The sequence below is a fragment of the Siphonobacter sp. BAB-5405 genome, assembly GCF_002872335.1.
Taxonomy (GTDB): Bacteria; Bacteroidota; Bacteroidia; order Cytophagales; family Spirosomataceae; genus Siphonobacter.
In genome coordinates, this window is record NZ_NJAG01000011.1 from 36,353 (window position 1) to 57,767 (window position 21,415).

The window sequence follows — 21,415 nt, forward strand, 5'->3', positions numbered from 1 at the left end:
TTTGGAACGGGTTAGGATTCGTGTTCGACCCGTTCCGAAGCCATCCTTTCCTTTTGAATCTTTACTCCATTGTTCGTTTCCGAACTATACTCTGTTCAAAAACGAACACTCTTACTATTGCATTCCATTCTATACCAGACAGTTACTTAAACACAGTTTCCAACGGCACAACTATTGAACGTAACCGGATCTACTGAAAGCGTCCTGTCTTATGCTTAGAAACTACTTTTTGGTTGCCTGGCGGAACCTGTTGCGGAACCGGACCTTCACCCTTATCAATGTTACCGGACTGGCTCTAGGTCTGGCTACCTGTATACTAATCATGCTATACGTGGTAGATGAATGGAGTTATGACCGCTTTCACGAGCGTGCCGACCGGATCGTGCGGGTAGTTTTCAAAGGGAAAACGGAAGGCGGCAGTATCAACGAGGCTCATGTTATGCCTCCAGTAGCCCGTACGCTTCAGTCCAGCTTTCCGGAAGTAGCCGAAGCTACGCGTCTTCGTCTGGCGGGTTCGCCGCTGATCTCCTACGGAACCAAGTCCTTACGGGAAAGTGTGATGGCCTTCGCCGATTCCAACATTTTCCGGGTCTTTACGCTACCGCTGCTCAAAGGCGATTCAAAAACGGCCCTGATTAAACCTTCCTCCCTGGTTATTTCTGAAACGGTAGCCCGCAACTACTTCGGCGAAGCCGATCCCATAGGTAAGATACTGGAAATTAAAGCCTGGAAATCTTCGTATCAGGTAACGGGCGTTATGCAGGATATGCCCACGAATTCGCATTTCCACGTCGATATACTGGCCTCCATGTCGGGGCTTGCGGAAGCTCAGTCTACGACCTGGCTAACTTCCGAATTTTTCACCTACCTCCTCCTAACGCCCGGCACGGATGTAACCCAACTGGAGCGGAAATTACCGCCGATCGTTTCCCGGTACATGGGCCCGCAACTGGAACAGGCTTTTGGCATGCCCTACGAAACATTCCGCAACAAAGGAAATGCCCTTGGGCTCTTTCTACAGCCGTTAACGGACATACACCTTCGTTCCGATTTTGCGTACGATCTCTCCGCCCCCGGTAATCTTCAGACGGTGTACATTTCCAGTATCATTGCCGGACTCATGTTACTGGTAGCCTGCATCAATTTCATGAACCTCTCGTCGGCGGGAGCTTCCCGTCGGGGCCGCGAGGTGGGCATTCGGAAAGTACTGGGTTCGGGGCAGTCTGAACTCATGAAACAGTTTCTGTTCGAATCCATTCTGCTCACGGGACTGGCCCTGTTTCTTTCACTTTTACTGGTTGATCTGACTCTACCCGCTTTCAACGAACTAGCCGGCAAACACCTGAGTTTCCCCTTCTTCACGCATCCGCTGCTGTTCGTGGGTTTACTGGTGCTGGGTTTACTGGTGGGTGTAGCGGCAGGGAGTTATCCCGCTTTCTTTCTGTCTTCTTTCCAGCCGATGGCAGTACTGAAAGGTGGCGGGTTCCAGATCAAAACTTCGAAGGGCAGTATTCATTTCCGGAGTAGTCTGGTCGTGTTTCAGTTTTTCGTTTCCATTGCCTTAATCATCGCTACGACCGTAGTCTATCGCCAGCTTTCCTACATTCAGCATAAGGAGCTGGGGTATAACAAAGAGCAGGTGATTGTACTGCCCGAAACCTGGGCCTTAGGTCCGAACGAGGCCGCGTTTCGACAACGGTTACTACAGGATTCCAGGGTACAGTCGGTAAGTGCCTCGGTATATTTACCCGCTGGGCCAAGTAGTAACAATAATTTTTTCCTTTCGCCGGAGACGAATCCCAGTCTACTCGTCAAAACCCTTCGTTACGACGTAGATGAAGCCTACATTCCCACGTTAAACATCCGGATCGCCGCCGGACGCAATTTTTCCCCTCGGTTTGCTACCGATTCTACGGGTATTCTTCTCAACGAAACGGCCGTTCGCTCGATGGGCTGGACCGGGAATGTACTGGGCAGAACCTTAGCCACCCATAGCAACAACGGCCACCGTACCACCTACCACGTCATTGGCGTAGTAAAAGATTTTCACTTCCGGTCCCTGCACGAACTCATCACGCCTCTGGTAATGGTTCAGGCCCAATCGGGTGGTACCCTGATCGTCAAAGCCAAAGCGGGCGATGTGGCCGGGTTACTGCGAACCATGCAGCAGGTTTGGAGCCAGTACCACGTTGATGTACCCTTCAGCTATTCGTTTTTAAATGATCGTTTCTCGAACACTTATCAAATCGAACAAAAAACGGGGACGCTCCTGAGCGTCTTTGCGGGGCTGACCATTTTTGTGGCCTGTCTCGGTCTGTTTGGTCTGGTTACGTTTACCACGCAACAACGTACCAAAGAGATTGGCGTACGGAAAGTACTTGGAGCTTCGGTAGGCAGTATCCTTGCCCTGCTTTCCAAAGAGTTCCTCCAACTGGTAGGCCTGGCCTTTATACTGGCGATTCCGCTGGCCGGGTACGTTACGCACGAATGGTTGCAGCAGTTTGCCTACCGTATTTCGCTGGAATGGTGGGTCTTTGTTATGGCGGGTGTATTAGCTCTGAGCATTGCTCTGCTTACGGTGAGTGTCCAGAGTATAAAAGCCGCTTTGGTTAATCCGGTAAAGAGTTTGAAATCCGAATAGCAGGGCGGTTTTGTTCCGTTCTACGGTTCCTAAAGAAGAGGTTCGTTCACGTTTGACAGACGGGTGGGTTCGCTCCACCGCAATCAACAAGCTATGCTACGCAACTACATCAAAGTCGCTTTACGAAATCTGTTCAAGCACAAATTATACTCCGTAGTCAATATCCTGGGACTGGCCATTGGTATGGCGGTAACGCTGTTGATTGGACTTTGGGTCTGGGACGAACTTTCGTTTAATCGCTCCTTCGAGCAGTACGACCGCATTGCTCAGGTCATGCAGCACCAGACCCTTCAACAACAGAAAGAGACCTGGCCTGCCGTATCGATTCCCGTGGCGGCGGAGCTGCGTAACACCTACGGATCGGACTTCAAACACGTGGTTCTTTCTTCCTGGAATGATGATCACGTCCTTTCATCGGGGACGAAAAAACTGAAGTCCGACGGTAGTTTTATGGAGCCCAATGCCCCGGACTTGCTGAGTCTACGCATGCTGGCGGGCAGCCGGAAGGGATTGGAGAACCCTTCTTCCATCCTGCTTTCTGCATCGCTCGCCAAGGCCCTTTTCGGTACCAGGGATCCGATGGAACAGGTGATTAAGATTGATAACCAACTATCGGTACAGGTGAGCGGGGTCTACGAAGATCTGCCTTCCAATACTTCCTTCCATAACCTGACCTTCCTTTTACCCTGGGATTTATACGTTTCCAGCGAAGAATGGGTGAAACGAAATCTAACTGACTGGCAGGAATACTCCTTCCAGGTGTTTGTACAACTCAGCCCCCAGGCTCAGCTGGATCAGGTTTCGGCTAAACTCAAACCCCTGTTGGCCGTAAAAACCCGGCAAACTTCTCGCCCGGAAGTTTTTCTGCATCCGATGGCAAAATGGCACTTGTACGAAGAATTCAAGAACGGCGTCAACACGGGTGGCAGCATTCAGTACGTCTGGCTGTTTGGATTGATTGGCTTCTTCATCCTACTACTGGCCTGTATCAATTTTATGAACCTGAGTACAGCCCGCAGCGAGAAACGAGCCAAGGAAGTGGGCATTCGAAAAGCCATCGGCTCGGTACGTACGCAGCTGATCAGCCAGTTTCTCAGCGAATCATTCCTGGTGGTTTTCATTGCTTTAGTACTGAGTCTGGGGCTGGTTGAACTGGCTCTCCCCTGGTTTAATGCACTGGCGAATAAGCATGTATCCATTCTCTGGAACAATCCCGTTTTCTGGTCCACTACGCTCGGCTTTTGCCTGATTACGGCTTTGTTGGCGGGTAGTTATCCGGCCTTCTATTTATCTTCCTTCCAACCGGTCAAAGTGCTCAAAGGTACCTTTCAGGCCGGACGTTTTTCGGCCTTGCCCCGTAAGGCCTTGGTGATGGTACAGTTCACCATATCCATTACGCTGATTATTGGCACCATCATCGTGTACCGGCAAATTGAATTTGCCAAAGAGCGGCCCGTGGGGTATACGCGGGAAGGACTGATTGCCGTGCCCATGAATACGCCGGATCTGTACGGACACTACGACGCCATCCGGAATGACCTGTTGCAGACCGGAGCCGTTTTGGAGATGTCCGAATCTTCCAGTGCACCCACGCGGGTACAGTCCGTCAATTTTGATTTTACCTGGAAAGGTAAAGACCCTAATACGAAACCGCTGTTTGCCTACATTGCCGTTACCCACGATTTTGGCTCTACCGTGGGCTGGCAGTTTGTACAGGGCCGTAATTTCTCCCGAAGCCATTCGACGGATACGCTCGGACTAGTGATCAACGAGGCGGCCGTTCAACAAATCGGCTTTCAGCATCCCGTCGGAGAAATGCTTCAAAAGGGTGGAAAAACCTATCAAATCATCGGCGTCATCAAGGATATGGTGATGGATTCGCCCTTTAGTACCGCCCGCCCCACCCTGTATACGCTGGATTACGGCTGGGTCAATTACATCAACATCCGGATTAATCCGAAGCTACCCATGCGTACGTCGCTGGCCGCCATCGAGCAGGTATTTCGAAAATATAATCCAGAAAGTCCGTTCGATTATCGATTTGTCAGCGAAGAATACGCCCGGAAGTTTGCCACGGAAGATCGCATTAGTCAGCTTACTTCCTTCTTCGCCGGACTCACCATTTTCATTTCCTGCCTGGGTTTATTTGGACTGGCTTCCTACGTAGCCGAACAGCGAACCAAGGAAATCGGCATTCGGAAAGTACTCGGGGCCTCCGTGCTAAATCTGTGGCAACTCTTGTCGAAAGAATTCGTAACACTGGTTTTGCTTTCCTGCCTTCTTTCCGTGCCGCTTGCGTATTATTTCATGAACAATTGGCTGGATCACTATGAATATCGGACGACCATCTCCGGTTGGATTTTCTTCGCCGCGGGTCTGGGGGCTCTGGTGATTACCGTACTGACAGTAAGTTATCAGGCCTTATCGGCGGCTTTGATTAATCCGGTAAAGAGTCTGAAATCGGAATGAAGTACGTCAAGGCTGACGGGATGGTTTATACTCCGTCAGCCCTCTCAGGCGGCAACAACCAAGCCTAAAATCAGAGTAATTAGTTATACGATCCCAAAAAGGATACAGTATTTGAAAGGGTATGCAACGCCAAAGGCGACTTTATCATCCTTGGTAGGAATAACCGGATTTTCTTCTTCATTCCTGCTCCCTATCCTATGCTTCGTAACTACTTTAAAGTCGCTATTCGTGCCTTACTGAAGAATAAGGCCTACTCGCTCATCAACATCGTCGGACTGGCTACGGGCATGGCGGTTACGCTGTTGATTGGGCTTTGGATCTGGGATGAACTGACGTTCGACCGTTACCACAAAAATTACGATCGCATTGCTCAGGTGATGCAGCACCAGACCTGGGATGGCCGCAAGGGAACGCAGACCGCCGTGCCGGTACCCCTGCACCTGGAACTGCGAGCCAAGTATCCCGACTTCAAATATGTGGTTCCCAGCTCCTGGACCTTCGATCACATTCTGGCTTACAAAGACAACAAGTTCACGAAAAAAGGAAATTACATCGGAGCCGATGCCCCGACGATGTTTTCCTTGCACATGGTGAAAGGGTCCTTGCAGGGACTGCGGGATCCGCATTCGATTCTCCTCAACGAATCCGTAGCGAAAGCGTTGTTTGGAGCGGAAGATCCGATCAATAAAATCGTCAAGTGCGATAATCAGACGGAAGTAAAAGTAACCGGCGTTTACGAAGACCTGCCCGCCAATACGGAACTGGCCGATGTTTCCTATTTACTGCCCTGGGAACTGTACTTGACCGTAGAGCCCTGGGTAAAACGGGGCGAAGAGCAATGGGATAATAATTCCTTCCAAACCTACGCCATGCTACAGCCCAATGCCGATTTCGATCAGGTATCGGCTAAAATCAAGTACATCAAGTTACGTCACAATCCCAAGGATGCCGCCAAGCCGGAAATCTTCCTGCACCCCATGGCGAAGTGGCACCTGTACTCCGAATTTAAGGATGGTGTCATCAAGGGGGGCCGTATTGAGTTTGTCTGGCTGTTTGGGATCATCGGGGCGTTTGTACTCCTGCTGGCCTGTATCAATTTCATGAACCTGAGTACCGCCCGCAGTGAAAAACGAGCTAAAGAAGTGGGCATCCGGAAAGCCATTGGCTCCCTACGTCCGCAACTGATTGGTCAGTTTCTGAGCGAATCCCTGCTGGTCGCCCTACTGGCCTTTATTCTGTCTATTTTTCTGGTGGAGAGTTCGCTACCCCTTTTTAACGATCTGGCCAGCAAGCATTTATCGATCCCCTGGAACAATCCGATCTTTTGGCTCATTGGGCTAAGTTTTACCTTCTTCACGGGTTTCATTGCGGGAAGTTATCCGGCCTTTTATTTATCCTCCTTTGAGCCCGTCAAGGTACTCAAGGGTACGTTTCGAGTGGGACGCTACGCTTCGCTACCCCGTAAAGTGCTGGTCGTCATTCAGTTTACCGTTTCGGTAACGCTCATCATCGGAACGATCATCGTGTTCCGGCAGATTCAGTTTGCCAAAAATCGACCCATTGGCTTCTCGCGGGACGGGCTTATTACCCTGACCATGAATACCGAAGATATTCGCAAAAACTACGAACCCTTCCGTACCGAATTACTGGGCAGCGGGGTCGTAGCCAGCGTTACTAAATCATCCAGCCCCATCACGGATTTGTATTCCAACCAGATTGGGTTTGACTGGAAGGGCAAGGACCCCAATAAACAGGCCTTGTTTGGCGTCGTAGCCGTCAGCTCAGGGTATGGAAAAACGATGGGTTTGCAGTTTTCTGCGGGCCGTGATTTCTCGGATGCCTTCGCTACGGACTCCTCCGCCCTTCTGCTCAATGAAGCGGCGGCGGCTTACGTAGGCAAGAAAAACCTGGTTGGTGAAACCATCAAATGGAACGGCAAAGACTATACTGTAGTCGGGATTATCAAAAACGTCATGATGACTTCGCCGTATCACGCCGCGATGCCAACCATTTTTACCTTTAATCCCGGCTGGGCGGGCATCATTACCATTAAAATTAGCCCAACGGTCAGTACGACCCAGGCCCTGAGCCAGATCGAAGAAATCTACAAAAAGCACGATCGGAATGCTCCCTTCGATTATAAGTTTTCGAGCGAAGAGTACGCCCGGAAATTTGCTTCCGAAGAAAGGGTTGGAAAACTAGCCACGTTCTTTGCCTGTTTGGCCATCTTCATTTCCTGCCTGGGCTTATTCGGCCTGGCCTCGTTCGTCGCGGAGCAGCGGATTAAGGAAATTGGCGTTCGGAAAGTACTCGGGGCCTCGGTATTCAATCTCTGGGGTATGCTTTCAAAAGACTTTGTCTGGCTAGTTTTGATTTCATTCGGCCTCTCCGTACCCATTGCCTATTTCTTCATGAATAACTGGCTGGCTCGTTATGAATACCATTCCGAGTTAAGCTGGTGGGTGTTCGCCGCCGCTGGCATCGGAGCCCTGCTGATTACGCTGGCCACGGTCAGTTACCAGGCGATTAATGCCGCTCTGATGAATCCGGTACGGAGTTTGAAAAGCGAGTAGTCCATTATCGATTCCGAAACCGGTACTCATGTCCATTTACGAACAGTTGACTGTTCGTAAATGGACATCTTTATTTACACAAACTCCTGATAATCATATACTTATTCACTTATCGATCCCTAAGGCATGACTTTCTAGGTACTGTTTCACTACCCTTGATCCCAGAACCTATGCTGAAGAACTATTTGCAAATAGCCCTGCGTAATCTCCGACGGAATCCCCTATATAGTCTGCTCAACATTGGCGGACTCGCCACTGGGCTGGCCGTCAGTATTCTGATTCTGCTGTACGTCGTTCATGAATACAGTTACGATACGTTTCATCAGAACGGTGATCGGATTTTCCAGACGATGGACCGGATGCCTTACGGTGAAACGCACATTCAGACCCAGTCCCTGTCGGTGCAACTGGGACCGCGTACGCAGGCGGCCCGACCGGATCTGGTGGAAGCAACGGTTCGTACGCGACCTTCCATGCGAACGGTCCTGAAAACGGCCACGAACTTCCACTCTTTCGAGGATCAGCTTCTCTTTGCCGACCCTTCCTTTCTGACTGTCTTTACGTACCCCCTACAAAAAGGAAATGCGGCCACGGCCCTGACCAGGCCCAATACGATTGTGCTTTCCCCGGAATTAGCCCGGAAGTACTTTGGAGCGGCTAATCCACTGGGTAAAACGCTGGTCTACGATAACAAACTACCGCTGGAAGTAACCGGCGTGCTGGAAAGCCTGCCTTCGCACAGTACGCTTTCCTTCTCCGCACTCATTTCCTTCGCCACGCAAAAAAATCTGGTTTCTTACGACGGTGGATTACGCCAGCAACTGGAATACAGTCACGTTGGCGGCGGGGCTTTTCAGACGTATTTTCTGCTGACGAAAGCCGAACACCGATCGAAAGTAGAACGGCTGATTCGTCAGTTGCACCTGAAAGATCATCCCGTTAAAAAGGGTGAAAAAACGGAAGAGTTTATTTTAGAACCTTTCACCGATCTTCATCTGCACGGCATCATGGTGGATCATTCCCAGCAGTACCACGGGTTGTTTACAGGCATTGCCCTGGGTATTTTGCTACTGGCCCTGATCAACTACATGAACCTGACTACGGCCCGGGCTACCCAGCGAGCCAAAGAAGTAGGCGTACGGAAAGTACTTGGTGGCTTACGGAGTAATCTGGCCGCTCAGTTTTATACCGAATCCGTATTGATTACCCTGATTTCCTTTGGGCTGAGTCTGTTGCTGGTTGAAGCCTTACGGCCTTTCTTTTTTCAGTGGCTGGATCTTCACATCAGCGATACCTTCCTGAGTACGCCGCTCTTTATTGGCTTACTGGCGGGTCTGCTGGTGGCCTGTACGCTGTTGGCGGGCAGTTATCCGGCTCTGCTGCTCTCCCGGTTTGCTCCGGCCGAAGTATTGAAAGGACGTTTTTCAAAAGCAAATGGGATCAACATTCGCCGCGTCCTGACCATCTTTCAGTTTTCGGTTTCCATTGGTTTGATTGTGTGCAGTCTGATTGTCAAGAACCAGCTTGATTTTCTCCGGCATCAGAATATCGGACTGGATCGCGACGGGATTGTGGTAATTACCGTTCCTCAGACGATGATTCCTCATTACGCCGCATTCAAGCAGGAACTCCGGCAACAGGCGGGGATTCAGAACGTAGCGGCGGCGAGCTGGCCGCTGTTCAAGGGTGGCGTGAGCATGTTCTTTACGGAGTCGCCGATTACCAAAAAGGAGATTTCTTTCCAGATTACGGCCGTGGATAATTCCTTTTTCCAGACCATGAATGTACCCTGGAAAATCAAGCCCTCCCGGCCTTATTCGGCCAATCCTCCTTCATTGATTCTGAATGAATCAGCGGTGAAAGAGTTCGGATTTTCGGAAAGCCCGATTGGCGAAAAAATCAAGCTGGGCATCCAGCCTGCCGAAGTGGTGGGAGTCGTCAAAGATTTCAACCTTTTTTCCAGCAAGCACCCACAGGGCGGACTGGGCATTTCGGTAGTAGCCGATACAACACGAGAACTGATGACCTACGGCGGCTGCCTGTACCTGAAGCTGGCCGCTGGCGGCAACGTAACCACCCGACTGGCCGCCGTGGAATCGGTATTCAAAAAATACGAGACGGAATATCCCTTCGAGTACTACTTCCTCGACGAAGCCTACGACGCTCTGTACAAAGCCGAAAGTAAACTGGGCACGATGCTGACGGCCTTTACCGGTCTGGCCATTCTGATTGCCTGCCTTGGCCTGTTTGGGCTGGCTACCTTTGCCGTGGAAACCCGCCGCAAGGAAATTGGCATCCGTAAAGTCCTGGGGGCCAGCTTATCCAGCATTACGATACTCTTGTCGAAAGAATTTTTAAGACTGGTACTGATTGCCAATGTCATCGCGTTTCCGCTGGCCTGGTATTTCATGCAGGACTGGTTGCAGGCCTACGCCATTCGTATTCAAATGGGCTGGGTAGCGTTTGCTGTGTCGGGGTTCATCGCTCTGGTGATTGCGTTTGTCACCGTCAGCAGCCAGGCCATCCGGGCGGCGAATGCGGACCCGGTGAAGAGTCTGAAAAGTGAATAAATGCTCCGTATTCCTGTTTGCTTTTGCTAATCCCTTATCCTTATGCTGAAAAACCATATCAAAATCACCTTCCGCAATTTGTGGCGAAACAAAATGTATTCGGGACTCAATATCGGGGGCCTGGCCCTCGGGATGACCGCTTCGATTCTGCTTTTGTTGTGGGTGCAGAATGAACTGCGTTTTGATACCTATCATCAACGGGCGAGTCAGATCTATCGGGTTACCAATACGCTTAAAATCAGTCCGCAGGATACATGGACGTGGTCCAACTCACCCCTGATCATGGGGGATTTCGCCCAGAAGCAAATTCCGGAAATTGAAAAAATAACCCGTTTTCAGAAGCCCTGGAGCCCCCTCGTATTTCGGGTAAACGATGAGCTTTTCAAAGAGTCGAACGTCGCGTATATTGATTCAACCTGGTTTGAGGTTTTCGATTACGCCTTCGTCATGGGTAGTCCCAAAGTTGTTTTCAAGGACTACAACAGCATTGTTCTGACCCAGTCCAAAGCAAAAACGTTTTTCGGGGATGCTGCTGCGGCTATTGGTCAGACCATTCGCCTCGATTCCACGGACTATGTTGTCAAAGCCATCGTCAGGGATAATCCGGCCCAGTCCAGCTTTCAGTTCGATCTGATGTTGCCCATTGCGGCACTCCTGAAAAATCCGGAAGACGCCGCCAACGATCGCCAGTGGGGAAACTTTAATTATCAACTGTTCCTGCAACTGGTGCCTGGATCCAGTACCAAAGCCATCGGAGCGAAACTGACAAACCTCTTTCGTACCTACAAAAAAGACACGCACACTATTGCCAGCCTTTTGCCACTGACCGACATCCACTTTGCCAAAGGGTTTCAGCGGGATGAGTTAGCCATCGGCAATGAACGTACCACGCAGATTCTGGGTATCGTTGGCTTACTGATTCTCATCATTGCCTGCATCAACTACGTAAACCTGTCCACCGCCCGAGCAAGTACCCGGTCCAAGGAAGTGGGCATCAAGAAGCTGATTGGAGCCGAACGGGGCCGCTTATTTGGGCAGTTTCTGACGGAATCGCTGGTTTTCACGCTTCTAGCCCTGTGCCTCACACTGGCTTTGGTCGAACTGCTGTTACCCTTTTTTAATGACTTTACGAGAAAACAGTTTGTGTTTACCCTCAGCGATCCCGGTGTAGCGGGCATCCTGCTGGGAACAGGGCTGGTGACCATTTTTCTATCGGGCCTTTATCCGGCCCTGCTGCTTTCTTCCTTTCAGCCCATGCAGGTTCTGAAAGGCAACCAGCTCCTGGGAACGAAAACAACGCACTTCCGAAAAGCACTGGTGATTCTGCAGTTTACCATTTCCATTACCCTGATCATTGGCACGCTGGGTATTTTCAAACAACTCCGTTTCATCCAGACGCACGATCCGGGGTATGCCCGGGAAGGAATTTTCAGCTTCGAACTCCCTTCCGATGAGGTCAGAAACCGTACGGAGCGGGAAGCGTTCAAAACCCAGCTTCGTTCCCTGACTGTCCTTGAGGGCGTAACCGCGACCAGTCTTCCGCTTGAAAACAACCCCAACAGTATGGCGGGTAATCTGGAGTGGAAAGGCAAGGCGGAAGACTTCAACCCTACCGTTTCGGCGTTGTCGGTTGAACCTGAGTTCCAGCCTATCTTCAACCTCAAACTGGTAGAAGGCCGTTGGTTCAGTCATGCCGTACGCATGGATACGGCTCACGTTATTCTCAACGAAAAAGCGATCAAAACCCTGGGGTTGAAGCCGCCCTATCTCGGACAAGCCATTACGTTTCGGGGGAGAACCGGGCAAATTATTGGAATTGCGAAAGATTTTCATTTCCGCAATTTTCACGAAGCCATCGCTCCGGCCATTTTGTTCTACGATCACTCCTGGCAGCGTACGTTTTACGTGAAAGCCTCCCTGGCGAGTACCTCGCGAGCCCTGGCGGAAACGGAGAAAGTGTGGAAACGCCTGTATCCAAACCAGCCCTTTGAGTATCATTTTGTCGAAGAGAGCTTTCAGCGGCTACACGAGCTGGAACGGCGGACCGGAACACTTTTCAACCTGTTCGCCATGATCGCTATTCTTATTTCCTGCCTGGGTCTTTTTGGGTTAGCTACGTACACTGTAGAAGTTCGAACGAAAGAAATCGGGATTAGAAAAGTATTGGGAGCCAGCGTGTTCCATATTACCAGCCTCATTTCCAAAGATTTCGTCGCCCTGATTCTCATTGCGTTCGCTATTGCCTCCCCCCTGGCCTGGTATGCCCTCAATCGCTGGCTGGAAGACTTTGCTTACAAGGCCCACATCAGCGGGCTTACGTTTGGAATCGGCGGACTGATTGCTCTGACCGTAGCCATTCTGACCGTTTCTACGCAGGCTGTTCGGGCAGCCAATGCCGACCCGGTGAAGAGTTTAAAAAATGAGTAACTCGTTCAGATTTATTGATCAGGGGGTCTAAGAGCCCCCTTTCCAACCTTTATATCATGTTCAAAAATTACCTTAAAATTGCTCTCCGCACGCTCTGGCGAAACCGACTGACGACCAGTATCAATATCCTGGGTCTGGCGGTAGGGATTTCGGCCTGTATTGTCATTTTCCTATTAGTTAATTTTGAATTTAGCTTTGATCGGCACCCGCCCGATGCCGATCGGATTTACCGGCTCGTGACAGAATTCAAATTTGGCGACGATCCGGGGCATAATGCTGGCGTTTCAGCTCCTATCCCCGAAAGCATTCGTCGGGAGGTAACGGGTTTGGAAACCGTAGCACACGTTCACCTGGAAAGTTTTGAGCAGATCGAAGTACCACGTTCGCGGCAAACTCCCGTACTCTTTCCAGCAACGAAGGAATCGTCTTCCGAGCTCATCTTTACGGATGCTCAATTCTTTAAGATTCTACCGACTGAATGGATTGCAGGCTCGCCTCAGACTTCGCTCGCCAAACCTAATCAGATCGTCCTGACGCAACGCCTGGCTGAACGTTATTTCGGAGCGGCATCGGCGGCCTTACTGGGTCGTACCCTACGGGCTGTTTCCTACCGGGATACGCTGGAACTGACGGTATCGGGCCTTGTCAAAAATGCCGTTGAGCGAAGTGACTTCTCATATCCGGCCTACTTATCGCTGAGTACCCTTACGGCCAGCAAAAAACGTCGCGAAAACTACGGTTTTGATGCCTGGACGAACACCAATGGTTCGTCCCAATGCCTGGTAAAAATCAAGCCCGGTACCAACCCTGATCAACTGGCTCAAAAGATTACAAAACTGGCCGACAGCCACTCCGGAGATTTATCCATCGAGTGGAAACGCTGGTTTAATTTACAGCCTCTGTCCGACGTTCATTTTAATCAAACCTACGCCAATGGCATTCGGGTAGCCCACAAGCCTACCCTGTATGGCCTGGCTGCCGTGGGTGTGTTTCTGCTGCTGCTGGCGTCCATCAATTTTGTGAATCTGTCTACGGCCCAGGCCAGTCAACGTGGCAAGGAAATCGGTATTCGCAAAACCCTGGGCAGCCGCCGCAGTCATCTTATTTCGCAGTTGCTCGGCGAGACGCTGCTGGTAACCGTCGTAGCCGTTCTGCTCTCGGTGGCTCTGGCTGAGTTGGGTCTGATCTACCTGAGTGAACTGATACCGTCGGGCGTGGAGCTTGACTTAAGCCAGCCTACTTTCTGGCTGTTCCTGCTGGTAATGGCACTGCTTACGTCTCTGCTTTCTGGCATTTATCCGGGCTGGCTGATCTCCCGTTTTTCGCCTGTTCTTACGCTCCGCGGTTCGAACCTTTCTGTGCAGGCCGGGAAAATTGGGCTTCGTCGGGTACTCATCATTTCGCAGTTTGTGATTGCCCAACTGTTCATTATTGGAGCTTTATTCGTCAGTCGGCAATTGCAGTACATGATTCAGAAAGACCTGGGTTTTAACCGGGAGGCCATCGTTACTTTTCAGGTACCGAGTAAATATTTCTGGACCGGTGATCAGAATCAACGCATGACGCTGGCCGATCGTATCCGAAAACTTTCGGGCGTTAAACAGGTCAGTCTGGCGAATCAGTCGCCGATTTCTTCAGGGTACAGTTCATCCATGATGAACGCCGTTCGCAACAAACAGAAAGTATCGATTAATGTGTACCGCAAGGACGGCGATACGCAATACCTGAATCTCTTCGGGTTTCATCTGTTGGCGGGGAGAAATTTCGCCGAAAGCGATACCACGAACGAACTGGTTATCAACGAAACCCTGGCCCGACAGATGGGTTTCAGACAACCCGCGGAAGCCATTGGCCAATTCCTGCAATACGGGAATGGTGCCCAGATTCCGGTGGTGGGGGTTGTACAGGATTTTCACGGTCGTTCATTGCACGAATCCATTCAGCCCACAGCCTTGATGACCAACAGCCCTAGTAGCCTATACCAATTCAACGTGCGATTACAGACGGGCAGTGCTCAGGCGTTCGATGCTACGCTGGCTCAGATCAAACAGCTCTGGAATGAAACGTACCGTGGCGAGGATTTCTCGTATGCCTTCTTCGACGATGAAATTGCCAGGCTCTATGACAAAGAGCGGAATCTGGTAAAGCTTACCAATTTAGCTACGGGAGTGGCCATTTTTATCAGTTGTCTGGGCCTGTTTGGGTTAGTCACCTTTACTGCCGAGCGACGTACCAAAGAAATCGGTATCCGGAAAGTATTGGGAGCTTCGGTTTCCCAACTGGTGGCGTTACTCTCCAAAGAATTTCTGATTCTGGTCGGACTGGCTTTCCTGCTGGCGGCTCCGGCGGCGTGGTATTTTCTGCGGGAATGGCTGAATGGCTTTGCTTACCGTACGGAGCTAAGCTGGTGGCTGTTTGCAACGGCGGGTATACTGGCTCTGCTGGTGGCCTTGCTAACGGTGAGTACGCAGGCGATCCGGGCGGCGAATGCGGACCCGGTGAAAGCCCTGAAAACCGAGTAGTCCATTTCCAGTACAAAGCTTGAAACCACTCAGACTTATTGCCTATGGGCCCCGTGAGTCTGAGTGGTTTCAAGCTTTGTATCCTGATACAAAATGGCAGTTTTTAATTGTATCCTTGGGTACTTTTCTGACATTTTAGCCGATTGGCATGTATTTTTCTCCGGATTAACAGGACCATTCAGTCTCGAATCGTACCACACTTTATAACCCTAGCAGGAAAACCTCCATGGCCTTCATTGATTATTACCAAATCCTGGGCCTGACTAAATCAGCGTCCGATGAAGATATAAAAAAAGCGTATCGGAAGTTGGCCCGGAAATACCACCCGGATGTAAATCCCAACAACGCCGAAGCTACGCTTAAGTTTCAGCAGATTAACGAAGCCAACGAAGTACTCAGCGACCCGGAAAAACGTAAAAAGTACGATCAGTACGGCGAGAACTGGCAACAGGCGGACCAGTACGAGGCCTACGAACAGGCCCGCCGGGCCCAGGGCGGTGGCTCGTACGGTGGCGATGCCGGTAGCTGGTTTAGTGGTGACGGCGGTGATTTCAGCGGCTTTACGGGTGATAATTTCTCGGAATTTTTCCAGTCCATGTTCGGTGGTGAACGCAGCGGCGGCCGTCGAACGCAGCAATACCGGGGCCAGGATTACAACGCTGAACTACAACTGAACCTACGCGATGCGTACGAAACGCACAAACAAACCCTGACGGTCAACGGTAAAAATATTCGAATCACCATTCCGGCGGGCGTGGCCAACGAACAGGTCATCAAGCTGAAAGGGTACGGTGCCCCCGGCCAGAATGGCGGGCCAGATGGTGATTTGTACATTACCTTCAAGATTGCTGAAGATCCGACCTTTAAACGTCAGGGAAATGACCTCTACGCCACGCTGGATCTGGACTTGTATACGGCGGTGCTGGGCGGTGACGTAACCATTGATACGCTGACGGGAAAAGTGAAAGTGCCCATCAAACCCGAAACGCAGAACGGTACGAAAGTGCGGTTACGCGGCAAAGGTTTCCCGGTCTATAAGAAAGACGGAGAATTTGGCGATTTGATCCTGAGCTGGTCGATTAAAATCCCCACCAATCTGACGGATCGACAAAAGGAATTGTTTCAGGAATTAGCTCAATCATAAGATGGAAAGAAGTGAATGGATTGCCATCAGCGATTGCTGTACGCATTATAACATCGAAATTTCGTTCGTCGATTCGTTACAGGATTACGGACTCATCGAAATCACCCGTATTCAGGAGTCGCAGTATATTCACGAAGACCGCTTACCGGCTCTGGAACGGTTCATCCGACTCCATTACGACCTGAATATCAACCTGGAAGGTATTGACGTGATTACGCAGCTGGTCCAACAAGTCGAGCAATTGCAACACGAAATAGCCTTGCTTAGAAGTCAGTTTCCGCGATAGCTGGTTCATCCGCCATTCAAAAGGGTTGCTCGTTTGAGCAACCCTTTTCTGTAAACAGGCGAGTCATTACCTTTCAGGATTTCTACCGTAACGATTTGGGCTTAAGGTACTTCTTCAACACACCCACCAGCGGCTTCAATGATTCCGGTAAGGTCTGATCGGTATACGCCGCAGTATAGGTTTGCTCCTGATCTTCCACCCGCACGTGGTACTGGTAGCCATCCCGCATGGCGGAAGGATTGGGTTCAGCCTCCGTCCAGTTCGTGTTCGTTACGGATTCCTGGATAGCCTGCACTTCGTCGGCTTCCAGCTGATCCGTGTCCAGGCTACATTCTTTCAAAGCCCCCATAAAACCGCCCGATTGTTGCAATTGTACTTTCATAACCGGGTCTTTATATAGTCAGTCCAACCGTTTTCCAGGCGTTGCTAACCACCTTCTTTTCCGCTTCGCCGAACTGACTGCCCGCAATTTGTACGGTCAATTTCGCACAGTCTTTGAACTGACCCGAGGACGTCAGTTGCAGCATGGTATCGTACCAGATGCGGCCCGCCACGTCCCAGGCATTTCCGCCTAGTTCGGTAGCTACCAAAGCAAACACCCGGTTTGGAATGCCGGAGTTGATGTGTACCCCATTGTTATCGTACGGTCCGGTGTACAAGTCATTCATGTGACCAGGCTGCGGATCGGTACCCAAATCCGGATCATCGACGTAGGCTTTACCGGGATTGAGCATATCCCGGATGCCGTGACGCGTCGCGGCGGGCACCAGCACTTCCGAACCAATGGTCCAGTTCGCCGTTTTAGCCTCCTCCTGTTTCTTCCACTGTCGGATCAGAATGCCGAATACATCCGAAAAGTGCTCATTCAGAGCACCCGGCTGTCCGTAATAGGTCAGGTTACTGGTGAATGACTGAACGCCGTGCGTCAGCTCATGCCCAACCACATCAAGCGACTGGGTAAAGCGGTTAAAGATGATGCCGTCCCCATCGCCATAGGCCATCAGCTCTCCGTTCCAGAAGGCATTGTTCATGGGCACAAAGCCGCCCCGGTAATCCGGCTCGGCTACGTGCACGGCGGAGATCAGCGTCATACCCCGGTCATCCAGGGAATTCCGCTGAAAAATGCTTTCGTAAAAATCGTAGGTATCGCCCGAGTAATCGTAGGCTTCATTGACGGCTACATCATTTCCGGCCTCCTGCCCTTCCCGCCGTACGATGACGTTTTTCAGTCGGTCCGTCTGACGAGCATCGTAAATCACGCGATCCTTCCCCTGCTCGGCCGCAAAACTGTGGGCCCGCAAACTGGGAAAGGCCTGTGAAAACTGTCGTTCTGCCCGTAAAGCCGAAGAAATTTTCACCGTAGCCAGGGCTCTGGCCCGTACTTCTGGATTGGACGATTGCACCAGTTGATCCGTCATATACGGCGGTACAATGCAATGAATGGAGTGACGATGCGAGCAGGTACACATACGAGCGAGGTTCTGGTTTTTTGGTCGAAACACAGGAAATGATCCATCAAAGAGATGCTTCAAGATACCTAAAAAACCGGACCGGACGAAGCGTTGATCCGGGAAAAACAAGCCACAAAAAGGTCAGCGGGATACTTTCGTTGGATTGTTGAAGTACCCCGCTGACCGGAGAATAATTACGTCTATAAAGAGACTATTTTTTACTCATCGGGTAAGCCGCGTTTGCGTAAGCCGGGCCGATACGCCAGGTAAAAGACCTGCGGCAGGACAATTAGCGACAGGATCATACAGATCACCAGTCCACCCACAATCATAATTGCCAAGGGTTTCTGGATTTCGGAGCCCATGCCGGTGGACATGGCTGCGGGTAACAAACCCGCCGATCCCATCACGGCAATCATGAAGACGGGCCGAATCCGGGAGAAAACCCCTTCCTTGATGGCTTTCTTGAGCGGGTATCCTTTCCGCAATAAATCCTTCATAACCCCGATCAGAATGATCCCATCAATGGTACCGACGCCAAATAGGATAATGAAACCAATTCCGGCCGAGATACCGAAGATCGTATTGGTAATGAACAGCGAGAGAAATCCGCCGACGAATGCAAAGGGAATCGTTACCAGCGAAATCAGCGTATCCTTCAGGTTACCGAAATTGATGTACAGCAGGAAGAAAATCATCAGCAGGGAAATCGGTACGATGACGGCCAGTCGGCTCGTCGCTCGCTGCTGACTTTCAAACTCGCCCGCCCAGGACATCCGGTACGAATCCGGCAACTGTACCTGCTCTTGTACCCGTTGCTGAGCATCGGCGATAGTACTTCCCAAATCGCGGCCCCGCACGGAGAAGCCAATGCCAATGTAGCGGCTGCTTCCTTCCCGGTAAATAAAGGCCGGACCGGTATGAAAGGAAATATCCGCGATTTCGTACAGGGGTACTTTTGACGTACCGCTGGCGGGTACCAGAATATTGGCGATCTCTTTTTCGGACTGCCGGAAGGGTTCCGCGTACCGAACCCGAATGTCGAACAACCGTTCGTTTTCGTAAAAATGCGAGGCCTCTTTCCCGCCAATCGCCATTTCGATGACCGACTGGGCATCGTCCATACTGACGCCGTAGCGACCCATGCGTTTTTCGTCCAGTTTAATCCGGAGTTCGGGCGAGCCAATGTTCCGGAATACGTTTAGATCCTGCACGCCGGGCACATCTTTAATGGCATCGGCAATCTGATCGGCGGTTTTTTCGAGCTGGAATAAATCATCACCGAATACCTTGACAACCAGGGAGCTTTTCACCCCCGCTACGTATTCCTCCACGTTATCCATAATCGGCTGACTGAAGCTGAAGATGGTTCCGGGATAGACGCTGAGTGATTTTTCCATTTCTTCCAGCAGTTCATCTTTCGAAATCTTCCGCTTCCACTCTTCTTTCGGATAGAGCTGAACGTGAAATTCCACGTTGAAGAATCCGGTCGGATCGGTACCATCATTGGGTCGGCCGGTCTGAGTGAGTACGAAACGAACTTCTTCAAACGATCGAAACTTCGCCTTCATCTCTTTCGTCAGCTTTACTGATTCTTGGAGACTGACGCTATTAGGCAACGTAGCCCGAATGTACAAGGCTCCTTCGTTCAGCTTGGGAATAAACTCCGAGCCTAGTCGCCCGAAGCTGAGCATACAAACGGCGAACAATCCGATGAATACGGCGATGGTCGCCTTCGGCATCCGGAACGCTCCCACGAAGAGTTTGTAAATACCATTCCGGAAAAAATCGGTAATCGGGTTTTCAGGGTCCTTGATGTTTTTGCGTAACAGCACCTTACACATGGCGGGTACGTACGTCAGACTCAGCACGGCCGAGCCAATGAGGGCGTAACCGAGCGTGAAGGCCAGCGGCGTAAACATCTTGCCTTCTACTTTCTGGAAGGTAAAGATGGGCAACAGGGCCACGATCAGGATAATCTGGGCAAAGAAGATGGATTTGGCGACCGTGCGGGCACTCTGCTTAATGATCCCGAGTTTCGAGATTTTATTAAACCGCTCCATGCCTAGTTCATGAGCCCGCCGGTCAAGCCCCACGAAGACCGTCTCCACCATTACCATCGTCCCTTCCAGCAGCAAGCCGAAATCGACGGCACCGATGGAAATCAGGTTGGCAGGAACGCCCTGCACGCGTAGCATGATGATCGCAAACAGGAAGGCCAGCGGAATCACGGAAGCGACGATTACTGTCGTTCGCCAGTTAACCAGGAAGATAAAGACGAATACCGATATCAGTACAATCCCCTCCACGAGGTTGTGTGTTACCGTATCCACCGTCGTGGTGACCAGTTCGGAACGGTCGTGGAACGGTTCGATTTTTACGCCCTTGGGAAGAATCCGGTTATTGAGATCCTCGATTTTCAGCTTCAGGTTATCAATGACGGCACTCGGATTTTCACCCCGCAGCATAATCACAATGCCTTCCACCAGGTCATCTTCGTCCTGCAAACCGACCTGACCCAGCCGGGGTTTCGCCGTGATGTTTACCTTGGCGACGTTCCCGACGGTTACGGGGGTACCGTTGACGTTCTCAATCAGGATGTTTTCGATGTCAGCCGTACTTTCCAGTAAACCCACACCGCGTACCGCATAAGCCTGGCTGCCCTTGGTAATGACATCGCCACCGACGTTGATGTTACTTTTGGAAACGGCTTCAAAGACATCCAGGGATGTCAGGTTGTAGTTGGCCAGTTCGACCGGGTCTACCTGTATTTCGTAGATTTTTTCTTCCCCGCCAAAGCTGACCACCTGAGCCACGCCGGGTACCCCTACCAGCTCCCGTTCAACCACCCACTCCTGGAGAGCGGACAATTCCCGAATGGGCAAATCACCCTTGAGTACATACCGGAAAATCTCCCCCGTCGCACCGGCGGGCGGTTCAATTTCCGCTTCAGCACCCTCGGGCATCGTAACGTTATTGATCCGATTGGAAGCGTATTGCTGGGCGTAAAAGTCATCAACCTTTTCGTCAAACAGTACGGTTACCACAGACAGCCCAAACAGCGAAACCGAGCGTACTTCGGTTTTCTTCGGGATCGTATTCATTTCCCGGGTGATGGGCAACGTAATAAATTTCTCTACCTCCTCCGCACTCCGACCGGACCACTGGGTAATGATTCGAACCCGGGTGTTGGTGACGTCTGGAAAGGCTTCTATGGGCGTGTTCATGTAGCTGATAATCCCGGCACCCACCAGCAAAAAGGTCATAAAAAAGACCAGAATGTGGTTTCTCAGGGAAAAGGCTACAATCTTTTCGACAAATTTGGACATAAC

Annotated in this window: 11 protein-coding genes; 8 read left to right on the top strand and 3 right to left on the bottom strand. The window is 51.0% G+C overall.

What is annotated here, in order from left to right; translation table 11 throughout:
* Positions 1-211: 211 nt before the first annotated feature.
* The 8 genes from BWI97_RS10325 (at position 212) to BWI97_RS10360 (ending at position 16,632) form a co-directional block, all read left to right on the top strand.
* Positions 212-2,641 (top strand): ABC transporter permease, encoded by a 2,430-nt coding sequence (locus BWI97_RS10325; protein WP_102200957.1) that lies wholly within the window; start codon positions 212-214, stop codon positions 2,639-2,641.
* Between the two features lie 93 nt (positions 2,642-2,734).
* Positions 2,735-5,110 (top strand): ABC transporter permease, encoded by a 2,376-nt coding sequence (locus tag BWI97_RS10330; RefSeq protein ID WP_102200958.1) that lies wholly within the window; start codon positions 2,735-2,737, stop codon positions 5,108-5,110.
* Positions 5,111-5,307: 197 nt separating this feature from the next.
* Positions 5,308-7,683, top strand: a complete 2,376-nt coding sequence (locus BWI97_RS10335; RefSeq protein WP_102200959.1) for an ABC transporter permease — start codon at positions 5,308-5,310, stop codon at positions 7,681-7,683.
* A gap of 170 nt (positions 7,684-7,853) precedes the next feature.
* A complete protein-coding gene (locus BWI97_RS10340) occupies positions 7,854-10,253 on the top strand; it encodes an ABC transporter permease (RefSeq protein ID WP_102200960.1) in 2,400 nt (799 codons plus the stop codon).
* A 42-nt stretch (positions 10,254-10,295) separates the two neighbouring features.
* Positions 10,296-12,680, top strand: coding sequence for an ABC transporter permease (locus BWI97_RS10345; RefSeq protein ID WP_102200961.1), 2,385 nt, complete (start codon positions 10,296-10,298; stop codon positions 12,678-12,680).
* 56 nt (positions 12,681-12,736) lie between these two features.
* On the top strand, positions 12,737-15,202 hold the full coding sequence (locus BWI97_RS10350) for an ABC transporter permease (protein WP_102200962.1): 2,466 nt from the start codon (positions 12,737-12,739) through the stop codon (positions 15,200-15,202).
* 226 nt (positions 15,203-15,428) lie between these two features.
* Complete coding sequence (locus BWI97_RS10355) at positions 15,429-16,346, top strand: DnaJ C-terminal domain-containing protein (protein WP_102200963.1); 918 nt, start codon at positions 15,429-15,431, stop codon at positions 16,344-16,346.
* Between the two features lies 1 nt (position 16,347).
* Positions 16,348-16,632 carry a chaperone modulator CbpM gene (locus tag BWI97_RS10360; RefSeq protein ID WP_102200964.1) on the top strand — a complete coding sequence of 95 codons (285 nt, stop codon included), beginning with the start codon at positions 16,348-16,350 and terminating at the stop codon, positions 16,630-16,632.
* Positions 16,633-16,714: 82 nt separating this feature from the next.
* Here BWI97_RS10360 and BWI97_RS10365 read toward each other — a convergent pair whose 3' ends face one another.
* From BWI97_RS10365 to BWI97_RS10375, 3 genes are all read right to left on the bottom strand, one after another.
* Positions 16,715-17,014 carry a protealysin inhibitor emfourin gene (locus tag BWI97_RS10365; RefSeq protein ID WP_094809562.1) on the bottom strand — a complete coding sequence of 100 codons (300 nt, stop codon included), beginning with the start codon at positions 17,012-17,014 and terminating at the stop codon, positions 16,715-16,717.
* Between the two features lie 10 nt (positions 17,015-17,024).
* On the bottom strand, positions 17,025-18,101 hold the full coding sequence (locus BWI97_RS10370; protein ID WP_102200965.1) for a M4 family metallopeptidase: 1,077 nt from the start codon (positions 18,099-18,101) through the stop codon (positions 17,025-17,027).
* 200 nt (positions 18,102-18,301) lie between these two features.
* Entirely contained in the window at positions 18,302-21,412 is a 3,111-nt protein-coding gene (locus BWI97_RS10375; protein ID WP_102200966.1) for an efflux RND transporter permease subunit, read from the bottom strand.
* Between the last annotated feature and the right edge of the window lie 3 nt (positions 21,413-21,415).